The sequence below is a fragment of the Novosphingobium sp. genome (assembly GCF_036803765.1).
GTDB lineage: Bacteria > Pseudomonadota > Alphaproteobacteria > Sphingomonadales > Sphingomonadaceae > Novosphingobium.
Genome location: NZ_DAIRTS010000005.1, coordinates 139715 through 157067, shown reverse-complemented (window position 1 = coordinate 157067; position 17353 = coordinate 139715). Strand labels below are relative to the sequence as shown.

Below are 17353 nucleotides of genomic sequence, written 5' to 3'. Positions count from 1 at the left end.
CTGGCGGAAAGGGTGGCAGTGTCGGCGGTCATCGGGGCACCTTTTCGGCTCGGGCTCTCAAGACCCGCGAGAGGTTCAGTCTATGCGCGGAAGGCCTGCCGTGTCCTTGCGAAATCAGCCTTGCATTCCGCATGATTTGGCAGACACTGCCGGTCATGGAGCATTCGACGACAGATTCCACCCCAGACGTGCAAAAGCGCGAGGCCGCGACGATCGACCGCACCGATCGCCGCATTCTCGCCGAACTGCAGTCCGACGGCCGCATGACCAACCAGGACCTGTCGGAGCGCGTGGGCCTCTCGCCCTCGCCCTGCCTGCGCCGGTTGCGCCAGCTGGAAGCCGACGGCGTGATTTCGCGCTATGTCGCGCTGGTCGATCCAGAGGCGGTCGGCTTCAGCGTCACCGCCTTCGTGCGCATCCGGCTCGACCAGCAGGACGATCGCCATCTCGCCCGGTTCGAGCAGGCGATCGCGGAGTTTCCTGAAGTCATGGAATGCTACCTCATGACCGGGGACGCCGACTACCAACTGCGCGTGGTCGTGCGCTCGCTCGGCTCGTTCGAGGATTTCCTGCGCCAGCGGCTGACGCGCATTCCGGGGGTTGCCGGGGTGACGACCAGCTTTGCGCTCAGGCCGATCGTCTACCGCACCGCTCTTCCGGTGTGAGCGCAGGCCCGCGGACAGGCACCTTCAGATCGCGTATTCGCGATGCGCGGTGCGCCAGTCGCCCTCGCGCGGGAAGACATAGCTGAGCGCGCGGATCCTGGCGAAGTCGACGACCTCGTCGCGGAAGGCGACCGCGCCCGTCGCCTGATGCCGCCGCACCGCGTCGAGCAGCAGCTGGCGCGCGCGATAGATCACGCGGTCGCAGGTGCCGAGGTATTCCTGGGTGCGATCGACGATCGGCCCCATCGATTCCTGCACCGCGAAGTCCTCGTAAGGGTTGCCGCGGTCGACGATGCCCGACCAGTGCCCGGCGGCCATGGCCTCGCGATCCTGGTGCCAGAGGTTGTCGGCATCGCCCATGTCTGCGTTGAAGTGATCCGGGTCTTCGCTCCACCGCCCCAGCATCGAGATGGCGTTGGGCGACAGCGGCCCATCGGCATTGTACGAGATGTACCACTGCGCGGTGGTCGTCTCGTCGATCGGGATCGAGCAGCAGGCAATGCGCGACCCGCGCGGCGCGGCCGGGATGAAGCTGAAGAACGGCAGCGCCACCTCGCGCACGCGGGCATAGTGATTGTCGCCCAATTCCTGCCGGACCGCGCCTTCGCGAAAGCCATAGGGTTGCTCGTCGAATTCGAAAATGGGCGCGCCATCACCCAGCATGAGGTCGCTCTCGTCCTGGAACAGGGCGCGGCCCGCGGCGCTGTCGAGGTTGGTGCCGTGGAGGATGCCCACATGCGCGGAGTCGAGCAGCGCCTCGAGGCCTTGCAGCCAGTTGGTGCGGATGATGCCGCGATACGGCGCGACGCGGTCGACCGGCAGGTGGGTGAACTCGAAGTCGGGGAAGCGGGGCGGCACCGCCTCCTTGCCCATGTAGACCCAGACCAGGCCGCCGGCCTCGTGCGTGGGATGATGGCGGACGGGCACGCTGCGCGCGAATTTCTCACGTTGGGCGCGTGGCTCGGTCGGCGCATCGACGCATTCGCCGTCGACGCTGAATTTCCACCCGTGGAAGATGCAGCGCAGGCCGTTGCCCTCGTTGCGGGCGAGACGCAGGCTGGCGCAGCGATGCGGGCAGGCTTCCTGGAGGAAGCCGACGCGGCCATCGGTCGCCCGGAAGGCCACGAAGTTTTCCGCAAACAGCCGCACACGCTCGGGGGCGCCATCGGCGACGAGCTTGGCCGACCGGCAGGCCGGCACCCAATACTCGCGCAGCAGCGATCCCATCGCCGATCCGGGTCCGATTCGCGTCAGCAGTTCGTTATCCGCCTGGTTCACGCCCATTCTCCCATTTGTCGAGCGCCGCGATTCGCCGCCGCTGCCCATGCCTTTGCCGGCCGTTGGGGCGAGCATATGCCTCGATATTCCTGTTATCAAGAATAACTGTATGTATTTGTGTCCGCCCGTCCCCGCGGCTTGCACACCCCCCCATATTCATGTTAGCCGGAATAAATATTCCTTCGACCCGGAAATAGCGGGCGAGCAAGTAGGGAGAGCTTGCATGAAAAGTTTTGCGCGCGGCGTATCGGCGATGGCCCTGGGCATCGCATCCCTGGCCCCGGGCATGGCCCTGGCCCAGTCACAAAATCAGGCACAGGATCAATCCGCCCCTCAGGCGCCCGCCACTGCGGAGCAGCCGGCGACCACCGCCAATGGCCAGCTGGCGGAAATCATCGTCACGGCCGAGCGCGTCACCACCAGCGCGCAGAAGACGCCGCTGGCGATCGACGTCATCTCCTCGGCGGACCTCGTCAAGCAGAGTGTGACCCGCGCCGAGGATCTCTCGCGCCTGTCGCCGGCGCTCGCCGCGATCGGCGGCGCGGGCGGCACGACGGTCTATTACCTGCGCGGCGTGGGCAACAATACGCTCAACTCCTATTCCGACCCGGCGATCGCCTTCAACTATGACGGCGTCTACATCGGCCGCCCCAGCTCGACCTCGGGGGTGTTCTACGATCTTGCCCGCGTCGAGGTGCTTAAGGGCCCGCAAGGCACGCTCTATGGCCGCAACGCCACCGGCGGCGCGATCAACGTCATCCCCAACCGTCCCAAGCTGAACAGCATGAGCGCCGAGGGCACCGTCGGCTATGGCAACTACAACTGGCTGACCGCGCAGGGCGCGATCAACGTGCCGGTGGGCGACAAGGTCGCGTTGCGCCTCGCGGGCAGCCTCTCGCGCCATGATGCCTTCCAGAGCGACGGTACCGGCAATCAGCGCGAGGCGGGCGTACGCTTCCAGGCCTATGCCGAGCCCAGCCCCGATTTCGACGCGCGCCTGTCGATCGACTATGCCCACCAGGGCGGCGCCAGTGCGACCGGGTTCTACCTCGGCTCGGTCAACCCTCGTTTCGGCCCGACCGGGTTCGCGGGCTACCAGTTCGTGCCTTCGGGCTTCTCGCCGCAGCAGGGCACGCAGGACCCGCGCTCGCAGGCGCTGCTCGCCTCGCGCTATTATGCCCAGGTCGGCCGTGCCGGTGCGGTGCAGGATGGCCGGCCGCGCAACGACAACGGCTTCTTCGGCGCGACAGCCGAATTCAACCTTCACACCGATGCCGGGACGCTGACGGTGCAGCCCGCCTATCGCGAAGCCAGCCTCGACTATGCCTTCACCAACCTGTTCCGCGATGCCGCGACCAAGGAGAAGGACAAGCAGACCAGCATCGAGGCGCGCTGGGCCGGCAAGATCGGCACACAGCTCGACTACCTGCTGGGCGGGATCTACTTCGACGAGCGCATCTCGGCCGTGGCGCGCTATAACCAGTGGTCGCTGTCGCCCTTCCAGAATTTCCGCACCCGGACCGAATCCGCCGCCGGGTTCGGCAAGCTGACGTTCCGCCCGGTCGAGAACCTCAGCCTGACCGCAGCCGGTCGCTATACCTCGGACCGCAAGACCTTCGATGGCCGCTCCGACGTATACATCCTGTTCTGCGGCAACCCGGCAGCGGGCAATTCCTGCCCCAACCTGCCGTTTATCCCGGCGGTGCAGAGCGGGGCCGACGTCGAAGCGTTCTACGCCCGCGCCGGCGTTCCGGTAACCAACGTGCCGCTGTTCGTGCTGCCGCCGTTTGCCGGTGGGTCGCAGACCGCGCCCTTCGTCCTGCGCTCGCCGATCGTGATCAATTCGGGGCTCAAGAACAACAAGTTCACCTATCGCCTCGCCGCGCAGTACGATCTCAGCCCGCGCAACATGATCTACGCCAGCTTCGAGACCGGCTATCACGCCGGCGGCTTCTCGTTCGCCCGCGGGCTCGAAACCTTCGCGCCCGAGACGCTCGACGCCTATACGCTGGGCACCAAGAACCGCTTCCTCGACAACCGCCTGCAAGTGAACCTCGAGGCGTTCTACTGGAAGTATCGCAATCAGCAGTTCACGCAGTTCGGCTACGACCTCGGCAACCCGCCCTCGACGGTGTTCCTGACGCGCAATATCGGCACCAGCACGCTCAAGGGCTTCGACCTCGACCTCGAATTCCAGCCGATGCCGAACACGCGCCTGTCGGGCACGGTGCAGTACCTCGACACCAAGTACGACAGCTTCGTCTACTACGTCCCCAACCAGGGCCTGCCGCCGAACACCGCCTGCGGCTTCACCCCGACGACGCAGACCACGCCCGGCGGCACGGTTTCGGTCTTCGCGGTGGATTGCTCGGGCCGCCCGGCGTTCAACGCGCCGAAATGGTCGGTCACCGTGGACGGGCAGCAGACCGTTCCGCTCGGCGACTACAAGCTCGTGCTCCAGGCCGGCACGCGGTTCCGCACCGCGACGTACCTCAGCGCCGACTATCTGAGCTACCTCAAGGCGGCGTCCAACTTCGTGACGACGCTGTCGGCCACGGTCGCGCAGGCTGACGATCGCTGGTCGCTCACCGCCTATGTGTTCAACGTCGAGAACAACCAACGCATCCTCAACCCGACCGCCACCTCTGCCAACCTGATCCAGACCAACGCCGAACAGCCGCGGACCTATGGCGTCAGGGCCAGCTTCAAGTTCTGAAACGACAACGCCGCAGGCCTCGGCCTGCGGCAAGGGAAGGCTTATCCGTCATGGTGACCGGCGTTACCGATCTGCAATACGTGGCACTCACCGTGCCCGACCTGGCTACAGAAAGTGCGTTCTTCGTCGAGACCTGGGGACTCGTCGATGCGGGCGAGAGCGGGGGCGCGCGGTATTTCGCCGCCGCCGGCTCGTCGCATCCTTATGTCCTGCGCCTGCGCGAAGGGCCGGTGCGCAAGACCGACCTGATCGGCTTCTCGGCCGAGGAGGCCGACCTCGACGCGCTGTTCGGACAGGTCAAGGCCTCGGGGGCGAAGATCATCGCCGAGCCCGGCCCGGCCGACGGGCCTGCCGGGGGCCGCGCCTTCCGTGCCTTCGATCCCGATGGACGCGCGTTCGAGGTGATCGCCGGCGCTACCCAGCGCACGGTCGACACCCTCGCACCCGACACCGGGGTGCCCCTGCGGATCAGCCACGTCGTGCTGCATTCGCCCGCGCACAAGGATCTCGAGCGCTGGTACCGCGAAGTGCTGGGCTTCCGCCTGTCGGACTGGCTGGGCGACTTCATGGTGTTCCTGCGCTGCAACCCGGCGCATCACCGCCTCGCCATCCTGCCCGGGCCGCCGGCGCTCAACCACATCGCCTTCGACGTCGCCTCGGTCGACGCGCTGATGCGCGGGCTAGCGCGAATGACCAAGGCGGGGATCGAGCTGCAGTGGGGGCCGGGCCGCCACACGGCCGGCAACAACACCTTCACCTACTACACCACCCCCGGCGGCAATACCGTCGAATATACCTCCGACCTCGAGGTGGTGGACGAAGACACCTGGGAACCCAAGGTGCACATTCCGGGACTGGAGACGATGGACAACTGGGGAACGGGCCGCCTGCTGCCGGGCACCAAGCCGCATGCCGAAATGGCGCCCGACGCGGGCCTGTGGCAGATTCCAGCTTGATCGGCTCGGCTCTCATCGTCGGTGGCGGCGTCGGCGGCATGTCCGCGGCGCTTGCCCTGCACCGCGCCGGCGTGTCGGTCGATCTGATCGACGCCGATCCCGACTGGAAGGTCTATGGCGCCGGCATCAGCATGACCGGCATAGCGCTGCGTGCGCTGGACGATCTCGGCGTCCTCGACGAGGTTCGCGCCCGCAGCCACATCGGCTCGGGGATCCGCGGCCTGGCGCCCGACGGCACGGTGATCTTCGCGGTCCCGCCGCTGGAAAACCCTGAGCCGGTCCAGTCCTCTGGCGGGATCATGCGCCCCGTGCTGCATGACATCCTCTCCGCCCGCGTGCGCGCCGCCGGGATATCCGTCCACCTCGGCTGCCGTGTCGCCGCGTTCGACGACGACGGCGAAGGCGTGACCGTGCGCTTCGACGATGGCCGGCAAGGCCGCTACGACCTCGTTGTCGGCGCCGACGGCATTTATTCGGCGACGGGGCGCGCCTTGTTTCCCGAGACGCCACCCCCCGTCTTCACCGGGCAGGGTTGCTGGCGCGCGGTGGTCCCCCGCCGCGAGGGCATGACCGGGACGGAGATGGTCTTCGGCGGCAAGGTCAAGCTGGGCTTCAACCCGGTCTCGGCCACCGACATGTACCTCTTCGCGCTCGAGCACGTGCCCGACAACCCGCGTTACGCCGACCACGAACTGGTAGACCGGCTCAAGGCGCTGCTCGAGGGCTTCGGCGGCGACGTCCCGCGCGTGCGCGATGCGATCGGCCCGGGGTCGATGGTCAATTATCGCCCGCTCGAATGGCACATGCGCCCGGCGCCCTGGCACAAGGGCCGCGTCGTGCTGATCGGCGATGCCGCGCATGCCACCACGCCGCACATGGCCTCGGGCGCGGGCCTTGCGATCGAGGACGGGATCGTTCTCGCGCGCGAGATAGCCCGCCACGACAGTGTCGCCGAGGCGCTCGATGCCTTCGTCGCGCACCGCTTCGAGCGGGCCCGCGCGGTGGTCGAGAATTCGGTGCGCATCGGCGAGATCGAGATGACCGGCGGCGACCAGGTCGAGGCCAATCGCATGCTGGGCAGCACGCTCGCCATGCTTCAGCAACCCTATTGAACGAGATGGCCGAACCCATGCCCCCTGTCGCCCTCGCCCGCACCACCCTCGATGGCACCCCGCAGACCGTGCTGGTCCGCGGTGACCGTGCCCTGCCCGTATCCGCCGCCGGCCTCTCGGGCGACATTCTCGCCCTGCTCGACGACTGGGACGCGGTGCTTGCCGCCATCGCCGCCCTGCCCGCCGAGGCATGGGGCGATGCGCCTGCCTTCGACGAGCACGCGGCGCTTGTCCCCTACATCCCGAGGCAGGTGTTCTGCACCGGCGCGAACTATCGCAAGCACGTTATCGGCCTGATGATGGGCGATCCCTCGATGCGCACGCCCGAGATGCAGGCCAAGTCGCCCGAGGAACTGCGCGCCCATGCCGAGCGGGTGATGGACGAGAAGGCGCGGTCCTCCACGCCGTTCTGCTTCATCAAGCTGCCCTCCTCGGTGATCGGCCCCAACGATACGGTGGTCCTGCCGCGCGCGGTGGAAAAGCCCGACTGGGAGCTGGAGCTGGGCGTGGTGATCGGCAAGCGTTGCCGCTACGTCTCGCCCGAGGAAGCGATGGACTACGTGGCAGGCTACGCCGTGGTCAACGACGTGACCGCGCGCGAGCTGATCTTCCGCAAGGACGGCTCGGCCATCGGCGCGGACTGGCTGGCGGGCAAGAGCTTCCCGACATTCCTGCCGTTCGGACCGATGATTGTTCCGCGGGGCCAGATCGGCGATCCCTACGACCTCTCGATCCGGCTTTCGGTCAACGGCAAGGTCTATCAGGACGAGTCGACCGCCGACATGATGATCGGCATCGAGCGGCAGGTCTCGTTCCTGTCGCAGATCACCGAGCTGATGCCCGGCGACGTCATCTGCACCGGCTCGCCCTATGGCAACGGCTCGGCCTTCGGGGTCTATCTCAAGGACGGGGACGTGATCGAAGGGACGATCGCCGGGCTCGGCACCCAACGCAATCCGTGCCGCGCCGAATAGGCGATCAGTCCTGCCCGGCCCGGCGGCGCAAGCCGTCGAGCAGCAGGTTCTTGATGAAGGTCTCGTAGTCGCGTTCCAGCGCGGCAAGGTCCGTCCCCTCGGGCACCAGCATCTTCACGACTTCCTCGCCGGACTGGAAGAAGTCGCTGATGCCGATGACCGCCAGGTGCAGAAACAGCGGATCGAATTCGGTCAGCTGTTCGCCCTGGTCGCTGTCGCGAGCCTTTTCGTAAAGCTGCACCGGGATGCGCTGCCACTTGCGCAACCTGTCGCGGATTTCGGGGGAGCGGGCCTGGCTCAGTTCCTCGCCGATCAGGCGCTGCACGTAGCGGGCCGAGCGGGTGAAGCGGAAGGTCTGGTGAATGAGGAGTTCGACCTGTTCCTCGGGGGTGCGTTTCTCGAAGCTGCCCATCGGCTCGGCGGACGAGGCGATCTGCTGCGCCACTTCGAACAAGAGCGCCTCGCGCGAGCCGAAGTAGTAGCGGATCAACGCCGGGTCGGCCCCCGCCTCGCGCCCGATCGCCGCATTGGTGACCTGGGCCGGCGGCAGATCCTGCAACAGGCGGCGCGCGGCGGCCACGAGGACATCGCGTCCCACGGCTGGCGTTGTTCCTGATGGTCGACCCTGTCCGCGTTTCTGCTTCGTTTGATTCGGCATCCAGGAGCCATAATCCGGCAAAAAATTCTTGAGAACAGGAATAAAGCGTCTAGGCTTCCCCAAGGAGTAGGAGCGACCATGGCAAACAGACCCTTCACGCAGGGCGTCCAGGATCTGGGCAACGGAATTTACGGGTATATTCAGCCCGATGGCACCTGGGGCTGGTCCAACGCCGGCCTCGTCGTATCGCAGGGCCAGACCCTGCTGGTCGACACGCTGATGAGCCGCAGCCTGACCCGCATAATGCTCGAAGACTTCGCCAAGGTGGACGGCGGCGCGCGGATCGACCGGCTGGTCAACACCCACGCCAACCCCGACCACTTCGTCGGCAACGGGCTGGTCGAGGGCGCCGAGATCATCATGACCACCGAGACCGCGCGCGAGATGGGCGAATTCGATCCCGTCCGCTTTGCCAGCCTGGTCGACAACTGGCAGGCCATGGGCGACGCCGGCGCGTTCCTCTACGAGACGATGGGCCGCAAGTTCGACTGGACCGACCTCGAGCCGCTGCCCAAGCCCGACCGCACGTTCGAGCGCGCGCTGACGCTGGAGGTGGGAGACAAGGCGGTCGAGCTGATCGACCTCGGCCCCGCGCACACCGGATCGGACACGATCGCCTGGGTGCCCGACGACCGCGTGGTCTTTACCGGCGACCTGCTGTTCAACGAGGGGCATCCAATCATGTGGGACGGTCCGGTCGAAAACTGGATCGCCGCCTGCGAGCGGATCATCGCGCTCAAGCCCGAGATCGTCGTGCCCGGCCATGGCCCGATCACCGACACCTCGGCGGTCGCCGGCATGGCCGACTACTTCACTTACGTCAGCGAGCAGACGCGCCAGCGCCTCGACGCCGGCATGGGCTGGAAGGACGCCGCGCGCGACATCGACATGCGCCGCTATGCGCACTGGACCGATCCCGAACGCATCGTCGCCAACGTCTTTGCGCTCTATCGCCAGTGGGGCGGACCGATCGCACCCGAGGATGGCCGCGACCTGTTCGGCGAAATGGGCCGCTATGCCCGCGAAACCGCCGCGCATGGCGAGACGTGCAACCACGGCGAAGGCTGCGGCCATGCCCACTGACGCCACCCACGATCCCGCGCGCCGCGCCTGGCTTGCCTCGGCCAATGCGGACGAGACCGACTTCCCGATCCAGAACCTGCCGTTCGGGCTGTTCGAGCACGAAGGCCGCGCGCGCGGCGGGGTGGCGCTGGGCGATCAGATCATCGACCTTGGCGCGCTGGCGGCGCTCGGCGTGTTGGGCGACGAGGCACGCGAGGCCGCACTCGCGGCATCGGGCCCGACGCTGGCGCCGCTGCTCGCCTGTGCCCCTGCCGCCACCGATGCCCTGCGCCACGAACTGTCGGACCTGTTCCGCGAGGGCGGCAGTGGCGACGTGGCACAACTGCAAGGCGTGCTCGTGCCGATGGCACAGGCGCGGATGCTGCTGCCGCTGAGGCCAACCGCCTTCACCGACTTCTGCACCTCCTACGATCACATTGCCCGCATGGCGCAGGGCAAGCCCGGCCTTGCCGCACTGGCGCTGCCGGTCGCCTACAACGGGCGGGCCAGTTCGGTCGCGGTGACGGGGACGCCGGTGGTGCGCCCGCTCGGCCAGTTCGAAACCAGGCCCGGCAGCGGCGAGCGGCAATACGGGCCGGAGCCGATGCTGGACTTCGAACTCGAATTCGGCGCCTGGCTGCGCGGTGGCAACGCGCTGGGTACGCCGCTGTCGATGGCGCAGGCGCGCGACGCGTTGTTCGGGTTCTGCCTCGTCAACGACTGGTCGGCGCGCGGCATCCAGTTCTTCGAATCCGTGCTCGGCCCGCACCTCGGCAAGTCGTTCGTCACCACGATCAGCCCGTGGATCGTCACCACGGCCGCCCTCGCCCCGTTCCGCACCGCCGCGCCCGGGCGTGCCGAGGGCGAGCCCGCAGTCGCGGCCCACCTCGCCGATGCCGAGGACGCGCAACACGGCGGGCTCGATGTCGAGCTGACCGCCGAGCTGGCCGGGCCGGGCCTCGCCCCGCAGCGCATCGTGCGCACGCAGTTGCGCGACCTGTACTGGACGCTGGCGCAGATGGTCGCGCACCAGGCCTCCAACGGCGCGCCGCTGGAAACCGGTGACCTCATCGCCACCGGCACCGTCTCGGGCGCCGAGGACGAGGCACGCGCCTGTCTTGCCGAGATCACGCTGCGTGGCGGCGCGCCCATCACCCTGTCCGACGGCAGCACGCGTACGATGCTGGAGGACGGCGACACGCTGGTCCTGCGCGGCCGCGCGCGGCGAGACGGTTTCGTTTCGATCGGCTTCGGCGAATGCGCCGGGACGATCCATCCTTCGAGGAACCCGGCATGAGCGTTTTCACCTGCGGCGATCGCCGCCCGATCCCCGTGTCCGCGCGCGGAAACCGACTGGTCGTGGACATCCACTGCCACCTCGGCATCCCCGCCGCCGATGCCATCGTCCAGGCGCGCTATCCCGGCCCGCCGCCGGGGATCAACGACTTTACCAGCGCCAAGACCTCGGAAGTGAACCGCGCGCAGTTCGCTTCCATGGGCCGCACGCTCAACACACTCGACACCCGGCTGGCCGACATGGACCGCCTCGGCATCGACGTGCAGGCAATTTCGCCCAGCCCCGGCCAGTATTTCTATTACACCGATCCCGAGACCGGCCGCGATGCAGCGCGTGCGGTCAACGACGGCATGGCAGAAGCCGTCGCCAGCAATCCCGAGCGCTTCGTCGGCATGGGCACGGTGCCGCTGCAGAACACCGAGATGGCGATCGAGGAAATGCGCCGCTGCGTGCGCGACCTCGACCTGCGCGGCATCGAGATCAGCTCCAACGTCAACGGCACCGACCTCCATGCGGACGCGCTGCGCCCATTCTGGGCCGCCGCCGAGGACCTGGGCGTGCTCGTCTTCCTGCACCCGCTGGGCTTCACCCAGGGCCAGCGGATGAGCGAGTACTACTTCAACAACCTCATCGGCAATCCGCTCGAATCGACGCTGGCGGTCGGGCACCTCATCTTCGGCGGCGTGCTCGATGCCCATCCCGGCCTGCGCCTCTGCGTGGCGCACGGCGGCGGCTACATGCCCGGCTACTGGGGCCGCATGGACCACGGCTGGCGCGCGCGTGCCGACTGCAGCGAGCATTGCCGGCACGAACCCTCGAGCTACCTGCGCAAGCTGTGGTTCGACACCCTGGTCTTCGACCGCGACCAGCTCGACAGCCTCATCCGCACGCACGGGGCGGACAAGCTGTGCCTCGGTACCGACTATCCGTTCGACATGTCGGAGCCCGATCCGGTCGGCTTCCATGCCCACCTCGCGCCCGAGGTCCAGGACCGCATCATGGGGCTCAACGCCGCCGACCTGCTCGGCCTCGCACCGAAACCGGCCGGGGCGTGACCATCGCAGCGCCCAGGCCGCATGGCCGGATCGCCGCGAGGTGGGCGCTGCTCCTGCTGTTTCTCGCCAATGCCCTCAACTGGGGCGACCGCATGCTGTTCGGCGTGGTGGCCGAGCCGATCAAGCATGACCTCGCGCTGTCCGACACCCAGCTGTCGCTCGCCAGCGGGCTGTTCTTCGTGCTGGTCAATCTCGTGGGCGGGCTATTCATCGCCCGCCTCGTCGACCGCGGCCATCGCATCCGCATCCTGGCCGCCGGGATTGCGCTGTGGTCCGCCGCCACCGCGTTGACCGGATATGCCACGGGCTACGGCACCCTCGCGTTGGCGCGCATCGCGGTCGGCATCGGCGAGGCGAGCGCCTTTCCGGCGGCGCTGTCGCTCATTCCCGACCTGTTTCGCGCCGACGCGCGCGGCCGGGCGCTGGCGCTGTTCCAGTCGAGCAATTTCGTCGGCATCGTCGCGGGCACGGTCTTCGCCGGGATCCTGGCGGCAGCGCTGGGCTGGCGCGGGATGTTCCAGGCCTGCGGGCTGGCGGGCGTGGCCCTGGCACTCGTGCTGGTGCTCACCGTGCGCGAGCCGGCGCGGCAGGCCGAAACCGTGGGCGAGCCGGTCGCCTATTGGCCCGATCTCGTCGCAGGCACCCGCCGCGTGCTGGCGATCCCGGGCTTCGTCGCGCTCGCCCTGGGCCTTGGCGTGGCGATGATGGTCGGCTCGGTGCTGGGCGCTTGGGCCCCCGCCTTCCTGCAACGCTCGCACGGTGTACCCCTGGCCGAGGTCGGCGTCGTGATCGGGCCGTCAGTGGGGCTCGGCGGCATCGTCGGCACGATCCTGTCGGGGTTCCTTGCCGACCGGCTGCTGCGCTCCAGCGCGTCGCCGGGCCGCGTCCTGCGCATTCCGCTGGTTTGTGTTCCGCTCGCCCTGCCTTTCATGGCCGGGTTCGTCTTCGCCCCGTCGCTCGGCCCGGCGATGATCTGCGCCGGCGTCATGAACCTGCTGCTGAGCGCGGCCGTGCCGCCGACAATGAGCTGGGTGGTGAACGTCGCCCCGCCGCCCGACCGCGCACTCGCCGCGACCATCGTCCTGACCGCGCTGGGCCTCGTCGGCGGCGCACTCGGTCCCTTCGTCGTCGGGGTCACCAGCGATGCACTGGCCGCAAGCCTCGGCGCGGAATCGCTGCGCTACGGGCTTGCCACCATGCTCGTGTCGATCCCGGTGGCGACAGCGCTTTTCGTGCTGGCCACCCGCCGCAACCCGGCCGGCAGCTGAACGCCCGGCCGGGTTGCTGCGATGGTCAGATGACCGTGAGGACGTGCTCCATCTCCACCGGGCCGGTGAAGAATGGCCCGGCCAGTTCGCGCCAGCGCTGGAAGTTCTCGGACTCGCGGAAATCGACCATATGCGCCTCGACCGAGGTCCACTCGATCACGAGATGATAGCGGCCCGGCGTTTCGATCGAGCGACGCAGGCCGAACGACTTCATGCCCTCGGCGGCCTCGAAATAGGGCTTCGCCTGCGCAACCGCGGCTTCGAACGCGTCGGCCTTGGCCGGGTCGATGGTGAGGATGGCGACTTCGTGGATCATTGGGGAAACTCCTGAGGGCGACGGCCCGGGCCGCGACCATAGTCGCGGTGCATCGATCGCGCCGCCTCTTTTTCGCCGATCCCGGTCGGTGACGGGTCCCGACGCCCCGTGCTAGGTCCCGTGGCGATGACGCAGATTTCTCCTCCCGCCAGCTGGGCGCCCGCACTCGATCCCGTGGTCGCCAGTCGCGCATTCGCCAGGCTGACCGCCTTTCTGGGTGCCGAGGCGGAACGCGGCGCCACGATCTTTCCCCCCGAGGGCGAACGACTGGCGGCGCTGGCCCTGACGCCGCTGCCGCAGGTCAAGGTCGTGATCCTCGGGCAGGATCCCTACCACGGCGCCGGGCAGGCGCATGGCCTGGCATTCTCGGTGCGCCGCGGCGTGCGCGTACCGCCCAGCCTTGCCAACATCTACAAGGAACTCCACGCCGACCTCGGCCTGCCACGGCCCGATCACGGCAACCTCGTGCGCTGGGCCGAACAGGGTGTGCTGCTGCTCAACACCGTGCTGACGGTGGAAGAAGGCAAGGCCGGGTCGCACCAGCGCAAAGGCTGGGAGGAGTTTACCGATGCGGCGGTTGCGGCGGTCGCGGCGGGGCCCGACCCGGTGGTTTTCCTGCTCTGGGGCAACCACGCGCAGAAGAAAGCCGCGCGCCTGCCCGGGCTGAACGACACGCGCCATCTGGTGCTGCAGGCCGCGCATCCCAGCCCGCTCTCGGCACATAACGGCTTCTTCGGATGCCGCCACTTCAGCCAGGCCAATGCATTCCTCGAGGCGCAAGGGCGCGGGGCGATCGACTGGCAACCCTGAGGTCAAAGCCCGCGCACGAGCGCCGCAAGGCCTTGCGCAAAGGCTGCGTCAAAGTCGAGCATCTGCGCGAGGTGGTCGCGCATCGGCCCATTGGCGGCATACATCGCCCAGCCCAGCGCAAAGGCGATGACGGCAGCCTGCGCCGATAGCGCCCTCGCCTGGTCGAGCCCCAGCGCCACGAGTGGCGCCGCCAGCCGCGCCGCCTGGACATCGGGTTCGATGGCCTGGGGCGGCCGGGCTCGCGCGCAGAGCAGGGCGCCGTCACGATGGGCGGCGAAACTGCGACGCAGGGCTTCGCCATAAGCGACAAGCCACCCTCGCCAATCGATGGCGCCTTGGGTTTCCGCCAGGGCCATCGCGTAGATCCGTGCCGACATCAGGCCGAGCAGTTCGGCCTTGTCCCCGAAATGCCAGTACAGCGCCGGCGCCTGCACGCCGAGGCGTGCGGCGAGGCGCCGCATGCTCAGCGCCTCGAGGCCATCCTCCTCGAGTTGCTCGAATGCCGCCGCGACAACGCGATCGCGATCCAAGCCAGGTTGATGTCGTGGCGCCATGGCTCGACGATTGACTCCTTAACGGTGTTAAGTCAACGTCGGCCAAGGAGAGCGATGATCTGGAGACCGTGATGCCTTACGTTCGCAATGCATGGTACGTCGCCGGCTGGGATCGCGACCTGCCGAACAACACCCCCTTTGCCATCACGATCCTTGATGAGCGGCTGGTGCTGTGGCGCGACGGGGATGGCATCGTGCACGCCTTGGAAGACCGCTGCGTCCATCGCCTCGCCCCACTCTCGCTCGGGCGCTGCGAAGACGCAGGCCTGCGGTGCATGTACCATGGCCTGCTGTTTGCCCCCGATGGCCGCGTCTTGGCCATCCCCGGGCAGGACACCGTTCCGCCCCAGGCGCGGGTGCGCGCCTATCCCGTGGCTGAGCGCCACAGCTGGATCTGGGTGTGGATGGGCGATCCGGCCCGCGCCGACGAGGCGTTGATTCCGCCTGCAGTCGGGCTGAACGATCCCGACTACGTGCTGGGGCATGGCCAGCTGGACTATGCGGCCGAGGCGCGGCTGATCAACGACAACTTGCTCGATTTCAGCCACCTCAGCTTCGTCCATGCCCAGAGCTTCGGCTCGGGGCCGGAATTTGCCGAGACCCCGGGCCGGATCACGCCCCTCCCGCGCGGCATCCGTTACGAACGCTGGAACGAGAACTCGCGAGGCTCCTCCGCGCGGCGCAGCGCAGAGCCCGCCGACGTCTACATGACCTATGATTTCCTGATTCCCGGCGTGCTGCTGATGACCGGGGGGACGTATCCGCTGGGCACCGCACGAGGCTGTGGCCATTGCGTGCCCGATCCTGCGCTGGCGACCGGTGGCGTGACCTTCACCAGCCAGGCGGTGACGCCGATGGCGGGCCATACGGCGCGCTACTTCTTTTCTTGGGGGCCGCACCGCGACCATGGTGATGCAAAGTTGCGCGATGCTCTCATGGTCATGGCGGGCCAAGCTTTCGCCGAGGACAAGACGATGATCGAGGCGCAACAGCGCGTGATCGACATGACGCCCGAACCACGGATCATGCCCACCGTCCATGATCGCGGGGTGACGCTGTTCAACCGGCTGGTCGAAAAGCTGGCGCGCGAGGAGGCCTGACGAAAAAAGCCTCCCCGGATTACGGAGAGGCTTTTTCGGTATTGGGCGGGCGAAGGGCGTGGGACACCTCCGCCCGCAGCGCAAGCGCAGGGTCGGGATCAGCGCGGCAGTTCGCTCACGCCCATCAGCGCCTCGTCCACCGCACGGGCGCACTGGCGGCCCTCGCGGATCGCCCAGACGACAAGGCTCTGGCCGCGGCGCATGTCACCGCACGCAAAGATGCCCTCGACGCTGGTCTTGTAGTCGACCACGTTGCCCTTGACGTTGCCGCGCGCATCCAGCGCGACGCCGGCCTGCTCGAGCAGGCCCTGCTTGCGCGGGCCGACGAAGCCCATGGCGAGCAGGATGAGGTCGGCCTTGAGCACGAATTCGCTGCCCGGCACTTCCTGCATCTTGCCGTCGACCCATTCGACACGCACGCATTCGAGGCCGCTCACGTCGTTCTCGCCGACCACTCGCTTGGTCAGCACGGCGAATTCGCGCACGACGCCTTCCTCGTGGCTCGACGAGGTGCGCAGCTTGAGCGGCCAGTTCGGCCAGCTCAGCGCCTTGTCTTCCTTTTCGGGCGGCTGGGGCATGATCTCCAGCTGCGTGACCGAAAGCGCACCCTGGCGGTTGGAGGTGCCGACGCAGTCCGACCCGGTGTCGCCGCCGCCGATCACGACGACATGCTTGCCCGTGGCGGTCAGCGAGCCGCGCGGCGCGGCGCGGATCTCGTCGTCACCGGCGACACGCTTGTTCTGCTGGGTCAGGAATTCCATGGCATAGCGCACGCCCGGCAGTTCGAAGCCGGGGATGTTGATCGGCCGCGGATCTTCCGCGCCGCCCGCCATCACCACCGCGTCGAAGTTCTCGCGCAGCGAATCCACCGAGACGGTCACGCCCACCTCGACCGAGGTGCGGAAATCCACGCCTTCGGCCATCATCTGCACCAGGCGGCGATTGATGAGGTGCTTTTCCATCTTGAAGTCGGGGATGCCGTAGCGGAGCAGGCCGCCGACGCGGTCCGACTTCTCGAACACCGTGACCGAGTGGCCGGCGCGCGCCAGCTGCTGCGCGGCGGCCATGCCGGCAGGGCCCGAGCCGACGACAGCAACCGACTTGCCGGTGCGGCGTGCCGGGACCTGCGGCTCGATCCAGCCTTCCTTCCAGCCCTTGTCGACGATTGCGCATTCGATCGACTTGATCGTCACCGGCTGGTCCACGATGTTCAGCGTGCACGCCGCCTCGCACGGGGCAGGACAGACGCGGCCGGTGAACTCGGGGAAGTTGTTGGTCGAGTGCAGGTTGTCCAGCGCCTCGCGCCAGTCGTTCTCGTAGACCAGATGGTTCCAGTCGGGGATCTGGTTGTTCACCGGGCAGCCGTTGTGACAATACGGAATGCCGCAGTTCATGCAGCGCGACGCCTGCCCCTTGAGCGACGCGTCGTCGTGCGGGACGATGAACTCGCGATAGTGCTTGAGACGCTCGGCCGGAGCGTCGTAGCTCCGGTCCTTGCGGTCGAGTTCGAGAAAGCCGGTTGCCTTACCCAT

16 protein-coding genes are annotated in these 17353 nt (G+C 67.7%); 11 read left to right on the top strand and 5 right to left on the bottom strand.

Annotated features, from left to right (window positions below):
* Positions 1-131: 131 nt before the first annotated feature.
* The gene (locus V7Q48_RS05150; RefSeq protein ID WP_333836690.1) at positions 132-665 is read left to right on the top strand and encodes an Lrp/AsnC family transcriptional regulator; all 534 of its coding nucleotides are present in this window, start codon (positions 132-134) and stop codon (positions 663-665) included.
* 24 nt (positions 666-689) lie between these two features.
* On the opposite strand, the gene V7Q48_RS05145 is transcribed toward V7Q48_RS05150, so the two are convergent.
* A complete protein-coding gene (locus V7Q48_RS05145; RefSeq protein ID WP_333836689.1) occupies positions 690-1943 on the bottom strand; it encodes a Rieske 2Fe-2S domain-containing protein in 1254 nt (417 codons plus the stop codon).
* Positions 1944-2166: 223 nt separating this feature from the next.
* On the opposite strand from V7Q48_RS05145, the gene V7Q48_RS05140 reads away from it, so the two are divergent.
* The 4 genes from V7Q48_RS05140 to V7Q48_RS05125 are packed head-to-tail and all read left to right on the top strand — an operon-like array spanning position 2167 to position 7701.
* Entirely contained in the window at positions 2167-4659 is a 2493-nt protein-coding gene (locus V7Q48_RS05140) for a TonB-dependent receptor (RefSeq protein WP_333836688.1), read from the top strand.
* Between the two features lie 50 nt (positions 4660-4709).
* Positions 4710-5615, top strand: coding sequence for a VOC family protein (locus V7Q48_RS05135; RefSeq protein WP_333836687.1), 906 nt, complete (start codon positions 4710-4712; stop codon positions 5613-5615).
* Entirely contained in the window at positions 5612-6727 is a 1116-nt protein-coding gene (locus tag V7Q48_RS05130; protein ID WP_333836686.1) for an FAD-dependent oxidoreductase, read from the top strand. The genes V7Q48_RS05135 and V7Q48_RS05130 overlap by 4 nt, the downstream gene beginning before the upstream one ends.
* Before the next feature lie 17 nt (positions 6728-6744).
* Positions 6745-7701 (top strand): fumarylacetoacetate hydrolase family protein, encoded by a 957-nt coding sequence (locus tag V7Q48_RS05125; protein ID WP_333836685.1) that lies wholly within the window; start codon positions 6745-6747, stop codon positions 7699-7701.
* Between the two features lie 4 nt (positions 7702-7705).
* Here V7Q48_RS05125 and V7Q48_RS05120 read toward each other — a convergent pair whose 3' ends face one another.
* Positions 7706-8299: a TetR/AcrR family transcriptional regulator gene (locus V7Q48_RS05120; RefSeq protein WP_333836684.1), complete on the bottom strand. Its 594-nt coding sequence runs from the start codon at positions 8297-8299 to the stop codon at positions 7706-7708.
* Between the two features lie 138 nt (positions 8300-8437).
* On the opposite strand from V7Q48_RS05120, the gene V7Q48_RS05115 reads away from it, so the two are divergent.
* Genes V7Q48_RS05115 through V7Q48_RS05100 form a run of 4 tightly spaced genes read left to right on the top strand, consistent with a single transcriptional unit; the run spans position 8438 to position 13041 of the window.
* On the top strand, positions 8438-9442 hold the full coding sequence (locus V7Q48_RS05115; RefSeq protein WP_333836683.1) for an MBL fold metallo-hydrolase: 1005 nt from the start codon (positions 8438-8440) through the stop codon (positions 9440-9442).
* The gene (locus tag V7Q48_RS05110; RefSeq protein WP_333836682.1) at positions 9432-10718 is read left to right on the top strand and encodes a fumarylacetoacetate hydrolase family protein; all 1287 of its coding nucleotides are present in this window, start codon (positions 9432-9434) and stop codon (positions 10716-10718) included. The genes V7Q48_RS05115 and V7Q48_RS05110 overlap by 11 nt, the downstream gene beginning before the upstream one ends.
* Positions 10715-11773, top strand: coding sequence for an amidohydrolase family protein (locus V7Q48_RS05105; RefSeq protein WP_333836681.1), 1059 nt, complete (start codon positions 10715-10717; stop codon positions 11771-11773). Before V7Q48_RS05110 ends, V7Q48_RS05105 begins: the two co-directional genes overlap by 4 nt.
* On the top strand, positions 11770-13041 hold the full coding sequence (locus tag V7Q48_RS05100) for an MFS transporter (RefSeq protein ID WP_333836680.1): 1272 nt from the start codon (positions 11770-11772) through the stop codon (positions 13039-13041). The genes V7Q48_RS05105 and V7Q48_RS05100 overlap by 4 nt, the downstream gene beginning before the upstream one ends.
* 25 nt (positions 13042-13066) lie before the next feature.
* On the opposite strand, the gene V7Q48_RS05095 is transcribed toward V7Q48_RS05100, so the two are convergent.
* Positions 13067-13357: a putative quinol monooxygenase gene (locus tag V7Q48_RS05095; protein ID WP_333836679.1), complete on the bottom strand. Its 291-nt coding sequence runs from the start codon at positions 13355-13357 to the stop codon at positions 13067-13069.
* A gap of 126 nt (positions 13358-13483) precedes the next feature.
* Here V7Q48_RS05095 and ung point away from each other — a divergent pair, with 126 nt between their 5' ends.
* Entirely contained in the window at positions 13484-14167 is a 684-nt protein-coding gene (gene ung, locus V7Q48_RS05090; RefSeq protein WP_333836678.1) for a uracil-DNA glycosylase, read from the top strand.
* Positions 14168-14169: 2 nt separating this feature from the next.
* Here ung and V7Q48_RS05085 read toward each other — a convergent pair whose 3' ends face one another.
* Positions 14170-14721 (bottom strand): TetR family transcriptional regulator, encoded by a 552-nt coding sequence (locus tag V7Q48_RS05085; protein WP_333836676.1) that lies wholly within the window; start codon positions 14719-14721, stop codon positions 14170-14172.
* A gap of 71 nt (positions 14722-14792) precedes the next feature.
* Between V7Q48_RS05085 and V7Q48_RS05080 the strand changes: the two genes are divergently transcribed.
* Positions 14793-15821 (top strand): aromatic ring-hydroxylating dioxygenase subunit alpha, encoded by a 1029-nt coding sequence (locus tag V7Q48_RS05080; RefSeq protein WP_333836674.1) that lies wholly within the window; start codon positions 14793-14795, stop codon positions 15819-15821.
* A gap of 98 nt (positions 15822-15919) precedes the next feature.
* On the opposite strand, the gene V7Q48_RS05075 is transcribed toward V7Q48_RS05080, so the two are convergent.
* Entirely contained in the window at positions 15920-17353 is a 1434-nt protein-coding gene (locus V7Q48_RS05075) for a glutamate synthase subunit beta (protein WP_333836672.1), read from the bottom strand.

Coding starts and splice junctions, on each gene's coding strand:
- V7Q48_RS05150 (WP_333836690.1), top strand. CDS start 132: ATGATTTGGCAGACACTGCCGGTCATGGAGCATTCGACGACAGATTCC.
- V7Q48_RS05140 (WP_333836688.1), top strand. CDS start 2,167: ATGAAAAGTTTTGCGCGCGGCGTATCGGCGATGGCCCTGGGCATCGCA.
- V7Q48_RS05135 (WP_333836687.1), top strand. CDS start 4,710: ATGGTGACCGGCGTTACCGATCTGCAATACGTGGCACTCACCGTGCCC.
- V7Q48_RS05125 (WP_333836685.1), top strand. CDS start 6,745: ATGCCCCCTGTCGCCCTCGCCCGCACCACCCTCGATGGCACCCCGCAG.
- V7Q48_RS05115 (WP_333836683.1), top strand. CDS start 8,438: ATGGCAAACAGACCCTTCACGCAGGGCGTCCAGGATCTGGGCAACGGA.
- V7Q48_RS05110 (WP_333836682.1), top strand. CDS start 9,432: ATGCCCACTGACGCCACCCACGATCCCGCGCGCCGCGCCTGGCTTGCC.
- V7Q48_RS05105 (WP_333836681.1), top strand. CDS start 10,715: ATGAGCGTTTTCACCTGCGGCGATCGCCGCCCGATCCCCGTGTCCGCG.
- V7Q48_RS05095 (WP_333836679.1), bottom strand. CDS start 13,357: ATGATCCACGAAGTCGCCATCCTCACCATCGACCCGGCCAAGGCCGAC.
- ung (WP_333836678.1), top strand. CDS start 13,484: ATGACGCAGATTTCTCCTCCCGCCAGCTGGGCGCCCGCACTCGATCCC.
- V7Q48_RS05085 (WP_333836676.1), bottom strand. CDS start 14,721: ATGGCGCCACGACATCAACCTGGCTTGGATCGCGATCGCGTTGTCGCG.
- V7Q48_RS05080 (WP_333836674.1), top strand. CDS start 14,793: ATGCCTTACGTTCGCAATGCATGGTACGTCGCCGGCTGGGATCGCGAC.
- V7Q48_RS05075 (WP_333836672.1), bottom strand. CDS start 17,353: ATGGGTAAGGCAACCGGCTTTCTCGAACTCGACCGCAAGGACCGGAGC.